The 9,461-nt window shown below is 47.5% G+C and carries 8 protein-coding genes; 7 read left to right on the forward strand and 1 reads right to left on the reverse strand.

Annotation, left to right across the window (positions count from 1 at the left end):
* Positions 1 to 130 precede the first annotated feature (130 nt).
* The 7 genes from CLOSYM_RS05075 to CLOSYM_RS05105 all read left to right on the forward strand — a co-directional run bounded on the left by CLOSYM_RS05075 (position 131) and on the right by CLOSYM_RS05105 (position 8,322).
* Positions 131 to 634: a DUF6106 family protein gene (locus tag CLOSYM_RS05075; RefSeq protein ID WP_021641225.1), complete on the forward strand. Its 504-nt coding sequence runs from the start codon at positions 131 to 133 to the stop codon at positions 632 to 634.
* Positions 635 to 1,062: 428 nt separating this feature from the next.
* Positions 1,063 to 2,514, forward strand: a complete 1,452-nt coding sequence (gene guaB / locus CLOSYM_RS05080; RefSeq protein WP_003499896.1) for an IMP dehydrogenase — start codon at positions 1,063 to 1,065, stop codon at positions 2,512 to 2,514.
* Positions 2,515 to 2,684: 170 nt separating this feature from the next.
* On the forward strand, positions 2,685 to 3,575 hold the full coding sequence (locus CLOSYM_RS05085; protein ID WP_021641227.1) for a YitT family protein: 891 nt from the start codon (positions 2,685 to 2,687) through the stop codon (positions 3,573 to 3,575).
* A gap of 233 nt (positions 3,576 to 3,808) precedes the next feature.
* A complete protein-coding gene (locus CLOSYM_RS05090; RefSeq protein ID WP_021641228.1) occupies positions 3,809 to 4,522 on the forward strand; it encodes a C40 family peptidase in 714 nt (237 codons plus the stop codon).
* 102 nt (positions 4,523 to 4,624) lie between these two features.
* Positions 4,625 to 5,326: a response regulator transcription factor gene (locus CLOSYM_RS05095; RefSeq protein ID WP_003499900.1), complete on the forward strand. Its 702-nt coding sequence runs from the start codon at positions 4,625 to 4,627 to the stop codon at positions 5,324 to 5,326.
* Positions 5,323 to 6,723 (forward strand): sensor histidine kinase, encoded by a 1,401-nt coding sequence (locus tag CLOSYM_RS05100; protein ID WP_021641229.1) that lies wholly within the window; start codon positions 5,323 to 5,325, stop codon positions 6,721 to 6,723. Before CLOSYM_RS05095 ends, CLOSYM_RS05100 begins: the two co-directional genes overlap by 4 nt.
* Positions 6,724 to 6,960: 237 nt before the next feature.
* Positions 6,961 to 8,322 carry a hypothetical protein gene (locus tag CLOSYM_RS05105; protein WP_044902145.1) on the forward strand — a complete coding sequence of 454 codons (1,362 nt, stop codon included), beginning with the start codon at positions 6,961 to 6,963 and terminating at the stop codon, positions 8,320 to 8,322.
* 156 nt (positions 8,323 to 8,478) lie between these two features.
* On the opposite strand, the gene CLOSYM_RS05110 is transcribed toward CLOSYM_RS05105, so the two are convergent.
* Positions 8,479 to 9,461 (reverse strand): YfcC family protein (locus CLOSYM_RS05110; protein WP_021641231.1); only part of this gene is annotated, 983 nt, incomplete at its 5' end.

Below are 9,461 nucleotides of genomic sequence, written 5' to 3' on the forward strand. Positions count from 1 at the left end.
CGCTGGCCGTTCCGGCGGCGTCCTCACCTGCTTATCTAAATCTCCATGTTCTCATACCTTGCATCCCGGTAAAATTTGTTGTAGGATAGTAATAACGACAGATACAGACAGGAATGAAGGGAGAAATTACATGCTCAATGAAAGCTATGCAGAATGCCTGATTAAAAAGAAACCGCCGGGGCCGGCGCCGTTAATAAAGATATTATTGGCAGTGGGACTACTTATTACAGCCGGTTCCATTCTCTTGTTTGGTCTGGCAGGATTTATTGCTTTTGCGGCAATGTGCGCTTTTGCTTATCACACAATTCAAAACCTGAATGTGGAGTATGAGTATCTGCTGGTGGATAAGATTTTTTCCGTAGACCGTATTTTAAATAAGATGCGTAGAAAAAAGGCGGCCGAATACACGCTGGAGGATATTCAGGTTATCGCACCTGAAAATTCCGGCAGAATCAGGGAGTACGATAATCAGGTGAAAAAAGTAAGCGATTATACATCGGGAGACGCGGGAGCGGTCCGGTATGCCTTTATCTATACAAAGAGCGGTGCGGGCGAAAAGGTTCTTTTTGAACCGGATGATAAAATGCTGCGCTGCATTAAGCAGATGGCTCCAAGAAAAATGTTTGAAAATTAGATGTAACAGTTCATGCTGTCTGAGCTGTCACAATTCGATGATAGTTACTGTTCACACCCCGCCAAAAAGCAGCGCGCTGTGAACAATAACACGCTTCGCGATGCACAGAAACGGCAAAAAGCGCCGTTTCGCGCCGTGAAACTCGGGATTTTCGTGCAAAATGCGCACGAAAACACCTCGCGGGACATAACCGTGTGAACAGTAACCGATGATACGGTTCCCGGAAAAACGTCAACGTGTGTGGTTGACATCACTCGCCAAATTTGATAGTATTAGATACTAATAACTCAAAATTCAGGAATAAGAGAGTTTATTTGACACAAGAAGGCATGAGGCCAAACCACGCATCTGTATAAGATGTGGCCGCACTCTGTGAAATTACCGGGTGTGGATTGAAACAATCATAATACGAAAGTGAGGAAGAATTAATGGGTAAGATTATTGGCGATGGCATTACATTTGATGATGTACTGCTCGTACCGTCATATTCAGAAATCATTCCGAATCAGGTTGATTTAAGCACGCATCTGACGAAAAAAATTAAGCTGAATATCCCTTTGATGAGCGCCGGGATGGATACCGTTACCGAGCACAGAATGGCAATAGCCATGGCAAGACAGGGCGGTATCGGCATTATTCACAAGAATATGTCTATTGAAGAGCAGGCAGAGGAAGTCGATAAGGTTAAGCGTTCAGAGAACGGTGTCATCACAGACCCATTTTATCTATCCCCGGAACATACATTAAAGGATGCCGACGAGCTGATGGGCAAATTCCGCATTTCCGGTGTGCCGATCACAGAGGGAAGAAAGCTGGTTGGCATCATCACGAACCGCGACCTCAAGTTCGAGGAGGATTTCTCCAGAAAGATTAAAGAGTGCATGACCTCCAGGAATCTGGTGACGGCAAAAGAGGGAATAACCCTGACTGAGGCGAAGAAAATCCTGGCAAAGGCCAGAGTGGAGAAGCTTCCTATCGTGGATGACGACTTCAACTTAAAGGGACTTATCACTATTAAAGATATTGAGAAACAGATTAAATATCCGTTTTCAGCAAAGGATGAACAGGGCAGGCTTCTCTGCGGCGCAGGCGTCGGCATTACCGCCAATGTGCTGGAGCGTGTGGATGCACTGGTCAAGGCAAAGGTGGATGTGGTTGTGCTGGATTCTGCACACGGCCACTCGGAGAACGTACTTCGCTGTGTAAGGATGATCAAGGAAGCTTACCCGGATGTTCAGGTTATTGCGGGCAACGTTGCGACAGGCGCTGCCACAAGAGCGCTGATTGAAGCCGGTGTGGATGCCGTCAAAGTCGGTATCGGACCTGGTTCCATCTGTACCACCCGTGTGGTTGCCGGTATCGGCGTACCGCAGATCACGGCCGTGATGGACTGCTATGAGGTGGCAAAAGAATATGATATACCGATTATTGCAGACGGCGGCATCAAGTATTCGGGCGATGTGACGAAAGCAATCGCGGCCGGCGGAAGCGTATGTATGATGGGCTCCATGTTTGCAGGCTGCGACGAGAGTCCGGGCACATTTGAGTTATACCAGGGAAGAAAATATAAAGTATACCGCGGTATGGGGTCTATTGCGGCCATGGAGAACGGAAGCAAGGACCGCTACTTCCAGAGCGATGCGAAAAAGCTGGTTCCGGAAGGCGTCGAAGGACGTGTGGCATATAAGGGCATGGTGGAAGATACGGTATTCCAGCTTCTGGGCGGCCTTCGCTCAGGCATGGGCTACTGCGGAGCGGCCGATATCAGGACGCTTCAGGAGACGGGAAGCTTTATCAAGATTTCCGCTGCCTCCCTGAAAGAGAGCCATCCTCACGATATCCATATTACAAAGGAAGCTCCGAATTACAGTATCGAATAAATACCGTTGATTTTTGGCATGGTATATCCTGCAATGGAAAGATGGCCTTTGGGCCTGATAATAACAGGTGATGTCCTTCAGAGGGTGTCACCTGTTTATTTGTATCGGCAGATTTGTGGATAAGAATCATATTAAACAGCATTTTTGGGGAAAATGTCAGCAGGGAAGGTATGAAAGGAAGGGGAATAGGAATGGTAAAACTTCGTGAAAGGATTTCGGTAAAAGACGTGGGGCTGCTTCTGATTGGGGCTGTGATTTACAGTATCGGCACGCATGCATTTATGGTTCCGGCCAACATAGCGCCGGGCGGTGCGTCCGGCATCGCGCTGATGGTCAATTATCTGACGGATCTGCCGGTGGGAGCTTTGACTCTGGTATTAAATATACCACTTTTAATACTGGCCTGGTTTTATCTCAGCCGCCGTTTCGCCGTCACAACGGCAGCAGCGAGCATCGTATGCTCTCTGATTCTGGATCTGGCGGTGGCTCCCATCTGCCCGGTGTATAATGGGGACAGGATGCTTTGCAGCCTGTACGGGGGAGTACTGGTCGGTGTGGGCATGGCCATGATTTTTATGACGGGGACGACCACGGGTGGGACGGATATAATCGGTTACCTGCTCCAGAAGAAGAGGCCTCATATGTCCATTGGAAGAGCCTTGCTGGTGGTGGACAGCGTGATATTAATGTTTTCAATATTTGTATTCGGCAATATTGAAGCAGCTCTTTTTGGACTGATTGCGCTGTATGCACAGACGAAAGTGATCGATTCCATTATTTACGGCGGTGATGCGGGAAGTATGGCAACGATTGTGACCGGGAATCCGGACGGCATAGCTGCCAAGGTGATTTATGAGCTGGACCGGACGGCGACGGTGCTTCCGGCAAAAGGGGCATACAGCAGGAAGGATACCAGCGTTCTTTTATGTACGGTGAGAAAGTCTCAGTTTGTCAAGCTGAAAAGAATTGTATATGAAGAAGATCCCGATGCATTTGTCATGGTTACGGAGACATCGGAGGTACTTGGGCTGGGGTTCCGCGCGTTTAAGGATTCGTTATGAAATAAGGCAGAGCAGAGTGCTGCGATTCAAGTTTAACTTGAGTTGCAGTCCTTTTTTTCATAGGAAAGCATGCTGGCTGCAGATGTATAGAAATTGGTTTAAAATGTAATAAATATAGTAACCGGACAATGAAATCCTCATGTGTTCACATAATCTTCATACAATCCCCACATTTATATGATAATTTGTAACAGAAATGTAATATTTAGATTTGAAACACAGGAGGAAAAAAGATGCGGACAGGCAAATTAATGGCGGCTTTAATGATTGGAATGGTTCTGACATCAGTCAACAGTCATCCTGCCCAGGCAAAGAATTCTGCGGCAAGGACTGCGGTGTATGAGAAATCAAGGTCAGATGAAATACAGAAGACAGAAACGCAGGAGAAAGAAACTGGGAAGATAGAACTGCAGAAGATAGGACCGCAGGAGATGGGATTGCAGGAGATAGGACCGCAGAAGGAGGAAACACAGAAGAATGGGAAAGCGGCGGAGGAGGAGATAAGAGATGCGTCGGGGCCTGGGAAAGAAATCATACAGGAGCAGTCACAGATGCAGGAACAGCTTCCGCCACAGGCAGCAGCCCAGGAGACGGAAAAAGTGGATAAGGGAGCAGAGGTTGTCGCATTTGCCACCCAATTTGTCGGAAATCCATACAAGTATGGCGGAACCAGCCTGACGGGAGGCGCCGACTGTTCCGGGTTTGTCATGAGCGTTTTCAAGCAGTTTGGTATAGAGCTTCCAAGAACATCCAGGGAGCAGGGCCGGGCGGGAACTGAAGTGGGAGGTTTGGAAAATGCGGTGCCGGGAGATATTATATCTTATAAAGGACATATAGGCATTTACATAGGTCAGAATCAGTTAGTACATGCAAGTAACGAGAGGGAAGGAATCAAAATTTCTCCGGCAACCTATAAGCGTATTCTTTCTATAAGAAGAGTAATTTAAAGAGAGCTGCAGTTTTCGGCAGGCCCGGACTGTGATAGAATAAAGCGTCTGCCCGGCTTGGCAGGTTAATGAAAATGAAAAAACAGGACATGGTGATCAGTTATGGGAAAAAACAGGACGATTCTTCTGGTAGATGATGAAGAGAAGATAGTGGAGGTTTTGCAGGCTTATCTGGAAAAAGCGGGATATGAGGTCCTGTGTGCCTATGACGGCGCGGCAGCTATGGAGCTGTTCAGAAATAACGATATCTCTTTGATACTTTTGGATTTAATGCTTCCGGATATCATGGGGGAGGAAATATGCAGGATGGTGCGCGCTGTTTCCCGTGTACCGATTATTATGCTGACGGCGAAGACAGAGGAAAATGATTTGATAAAGGGACTCAGGCTTGGCGCGGACGATTATATTTTTAAACCGTTCAGCCCGAGAACCGTGGTGGCAAAGGCAGAAGCAGTCTTGAGAAGGGTGGAGAGCGATAAACTTATCAGCGTCCCGGTTTCCTATAATCAGGGGAGCCTTGTGATAGATTTTCAAAACGGAGACGTTAAGGCCGGGGGACAGGATGCCGGCCTGACACCGACGGAATACAAAATTCTGGCTACAATGGCTAAGGCTCCGAACCGGACATTTACCAGAGAACAGCTCATCACCTATGCTTTGGATGATAATTTTGACGGATATGACAGAAGTATTGACACCTATATAAAAAGTATCCGCTCTAAAATTGAGGAGGATCGGAAAAATCCCGTTTTTATCGTCACGGTACACGGGATTGGGTATAGATTTGTAGGGGTTACCGAATGAAAAAAACATTAAAAAGCACCTTGATTATTCCGTATTCTTTGATTGCAGTGCTGCTGGTCCTGACATTGAGCGTTCTATTCAATGTCACGGAAACCAGGACATTTGAACAATATGCAAAAAAGCAGCGGAAAAACCAAATCAGCCGGATTGTGGCTCAGGTCGGCATGCTCTATGATGAGCAGGCAGGAAGCTATGATCAGAGAGGCATTGAAATGGTTGGGTATGCCGCATTACAAAACGGGATAATTATGCAGCTTGAGAACGAAGACAAAACTCTGGACTGGGATATAAGGAGCCACAGGGCAGAAGAGTGTTCGATGGTGCTGCAGCATGCGGAAGAGAATATGAACCAGAAGTATCCTAATTTCAAAGGCGGGTACACGGAAGAGCAGTATCCGTTGATTCAGGACGGAAAGGTCACAGGCACGTTAAAATTAGGGTATTACGGTCCGTATTCTCTGAGTGACGGCGAATTAGAGCTGATGAAAAGCCTCGATAAATCACTTTTGATTATCGGTGCGGCAGCTCTTTGCATTGTGGCTGTTCTTGGTATGTTAATCGCACGGGCTGTCACCGATCCGGTTACAGGCGTGATACGGACGGCACAGAGGATAGCCGGCGGTGAGTACGGGACACAGGCGGAAAAAAATTCCTCCATTGCAGAGACGGCCCTTCTGATTGAAGCGATCAACGAAATGTCGCTTAAGCTGGAAGAAAATGAAAAGCAAAAGCGCCGGATTACGTCGGATGTGGCCCACGAACTTCGTACGCCGCTTACGAATCTGCAGACCCATATGGAGGCAATGATAGACGGGGTTTGGGAGACAACGACAGCCAGGCTGGAAAGCTGTCACGCGGAAATTCTGAGGCTGGTCGGGATTGTGGAGCAGCTCCAGGAACTCTATCTGCTTGAAAATAAGGAGCAGGCGCCAGATAAACGGAGATTTGATTTCAGGGAGTTATGCATGGAGGTATTTGACGGCTTTGAAATCAAGGCAAAGGAGAAAAATATAAGGCTTCTAATGGCAATGCCGCCTAAGACGCCCGTTTATGCGGATTATTACCGTCTGAAGCAGTGTATGATAAATCTGATCTCCAATGCTCTGGCTTATACGCCCGGAGGCGGTCATATTGCAGTAGAATACAGAATGCGGGAAGGACACGTGGAGATAAAGGTCCGGGACGACGGTCCTGGTATACCTGAGGAGGATATTTCACATCTGTTTGAGCGGTTTTACCGGGTTGACAAATCCCGCAGCAAAAAGACAGGAGGCATGGGAATCGGATTGGCCATTACAAAGGCGATTGTAAAAATGCACGGAGGGGAGATTTCGGCAGAGAACCAGAATGGACAGGGGGCGGTATTCACAATCAATCTGCCGTACCAGGCTGGATAGGGTTACTGGTAACAGTTCATCCTTCGGCTAAACCGTAACAAATGATGCACAGAAACGGCAAAAAACGTCGTTTCGCGCCGCACAACTCGGGATTTTCGCAAAAAACAGCGAAAACACCTCGCGGAATACATCATGGCTGAACGGTTACGGTTACTGTCCACACCCAATGTCAATGTATTTACATTTTTTGCCGGCTGGCGTATAATAATTGCATCACAAATTCTGAAAGGGACAAAAATGGTATTTAAAATTGCACTGCTGCTAAAAGAACACTTTCGGGAGAGAATCAGCAGCTATATGTCAAACAAACCGGAAGATGTTGTCATTGATTTTATCCCATATTCGACGGTGAGAGAGGTACAGGATATTTTTCTCTCTATAAAAGATCAATATGACGGATTTTTTGTAAGCGGCCTTATCCCTTTCCAGGCCATTAAAATATTAGGTGAAAAAAGTGAAGACGCGATAATAGGCCATGCTTCCGTAAATGTGGAAAATGCTTACCAGGCGCTTCTCCACCACATTGTTACGGAAGGTGTGGAGCATGTGGATCTTTCCCGCGTGGGGATGGATTTCCTTGATGACAAAAAGACGCTGAAAGAGCTGATTAGGGAGGAAAAATTTGCCCAGGCCGCTTATAAACATGAGGCGTATTGGAGCAGTATGCAGAGTCTGGAAGAGATTGAGAAGGAAGAGCAGCGTGTCCAGGACTTCTATGTGAAACAGTATGAGGAGGGGAAACTGGATCTCATCATTACCTATTATCAAAGTGTCATAGAGCGGATGAAGGATAAAGATATTCCCTGTTATTACGTGTACCGCGGCGAGTGGGCGTTCTGGAATAGCATAGAAGAACTGAAAAAGAGTATATATATCAAGAAATTTAATAAGAGCCGTTCCGCGGTCATCCATGTCAATACGGAAAGAGCCAGGGATCTGTATAAAGACAAATATGACCTGTTCCGTCTCGAACTGGTGCGCATGGTAATACAGTTTAACCAGATTCATTTTAATAAGGCTATTTTCAAGGCAAATTACGATGAGCTGGAGCTGTATATGGACTGCGAGACGATGGAGCAGCTGACAGAGGGGTTCCATCAATGCCAGCTCTTACCGTTCTTAATCAGGGAACTGGATTTTCCGGGTTCCGTGGGCTATGGAATCGGGGACAATATTTATCAGGCCAGGCTGAATGCCATTAATGCCAGCCATTTCGGCCGGAGCAGGGGAAAGGACAATATCGGAAGCTTTCTTCTTGACCAGAATGAATCCCTGATTTTCCTGACAGCCGATGTGGATTCAGGGATCGGACCGGTTTTTTCCGTCAGGGCGGGGTCTGTCTCAGAGATAGCGGATAAGGTGAAGCTGTCGTCCGAGACGGTGGTACGGATTGCGGAAGTCCTGAACGCGGTTGAGAGTAAGGAAATCACTTCCCAGGATTTGATAGACGGACTGGGGATTTCCCTCCGCAGCGCCAATAAATTTTTATCCAATCTGGAGAAGGGCGGATATGCATCCGTCTGCGGACAGAAGAGAAATGGAAATAAAGGAAGACCCATTAATATTTATCATGTGGATCTCAAATTGAAAACGCAGTAGAAGGTCCGGAAAAAGCCGGACAAAAAAGGCAGCACCGGGCAGTTGAATTTCAACTGTCCGGTACTGCCTTTCTGCATGAAAGCCGGTGACCTGTACATTCTGCTTGCAGGTTATCGTTGAAGTCGGTGACCTGTGCGCTCTGCGAGCCGGTTATCGTTACCAGATAACGACGGAGACAGCCATCAGTATGCTCTGCGTAAGAACGAGTACGATAAAGACAGGGACAAACCATTTCCACCATTTTTCAATCTTGACACCGGCGATACCGCAGATGATTGGCGTCATCGATGTAGGCCAGATGATATTGGAAAGGCCGTCGCCAAACTGGAATGCCAGTACGGCCGACTGTCTGGAGATGCCAATCAGGTCTGCCAGAGGTGCCATAATCGGCATACTTGTCACCGCCTGGCCGGAACCGGACGGGATGAAGAAATTAATTCCGGTCTGAACCAGGAACATTGCAACAGCGGAGATGGCTCCCGGAAGCTTGGAAAGCGGGATAGACAGGTAGTATACGATAGTATCGATAATATGGCCTGCCTGTAGAACCACCAGAATGCCGCGGGCAATACCTATCATCATACAGGCAACGGCAATCTCGGAGAAGCTCTTCGCCACTTTCTCGGCTATTTCATTGGGTCCCCAGCCCATGATGAAACCGCTTACAAGTCCCATCAAAAGGAATACTGCGCTCAGTTCCGCAAAATACCATCCCTTGGCTTTCGTTCCCCACACGATCACAACGATACCGGCAACGAGAGTGGCTAACACCAGTTTTTCCCTGATCCCAAACGGCTTGTTTTCGATATGATCCGAATCCATGGCAAGGCTGCTGAAATCATCACCGTAAACAAGGCTTTTTGTCGGATCGGCCTGGATTTTTAATGCGTACCGGATAACGAAGAAGGAGGCGACCGCAATCAGGATGATATGACAGATAATCCGGTAACCGGCGCCCGACATCTGCGGGACATCGGCAATACTCTGCGCCATGCCGACCGTAAACGGGTTCATGACGGCGCCGCTGTAGCCGAGGCCGGTGCCAAGAGCGACAATGGCAAGGCCGACAATGGCATCATAGCCCATGGCAATGGCAATTCCCACAAAAATCGGAATAAACGGGAACATTTCCTCAAATA

The sequence above is a fragment of the [Clostridium] symbiosum ATCC 14940 genome (assembly GCF_000466485.1).
In the GTDB taxonomy this organism is placed as follows: domain Bacteria; phylum Bacillota; class Clostridia; order Lachnospirales; family Lachnospiraceae; genus Otoolea; species Otoolea symbiosa.

What these genes read in the sequence shown, in the direction of transcription:
- CLOSYM_RS05075 (WP_021641225.1), top strand. Translation starts at nt 131, where the DNA reads ATGCTCAATGAAAGCTATGCAGAATGCCTGATTAAAAAGAAACCGCCG.
- guaB (WP_003499896.1), top strand. Translation starts at nt 1,063, where the DNA reads ATGGGTAAGATTATTGGCGATGGCATTACATTTGATGATGTACTGCTC.
- CLOSYM_RS05085 (WP_021641227.1), top strand. Translation starts at nt 2,685, where the DNA reads ATGAAAGGAAGGGGAATAGGAATGGTAAAACTTCGTGAAAGGATTTCG.
- CLOSYM_RS05090 (WP_021641228.1), top strand. Translation starts at nt 3,809, where the DNA reads ATGCGGACAGGCAAATTAATGGCGGCTTTAATGATTGGAATGGTTCTG.
- CLOSYM_RS05095 (WP_003499900.1), top strand. Translation starts at nt 4,625, where the DNA reads ATGGGAAAAAACAGGACGATTCTTCTGGTAGATGATGAAGAGAAGATA.
- CLOSYM_RS05100 (WP_021641229.1), top strand. Translation starts at nt 5,323, where the DNA reads ATGAAAAAAACATTAAAAAGCACCTTGATTATTCCGTATTCTTTGATT.
- CLOSYM_RS05105 (WP_044902145.1), top strand. Translation starts at nt 6,961, where the DNA reads ATGGTATTTAAAATTGCACTGCTGCTAAAAGAACACTTTCGGGAGAGA.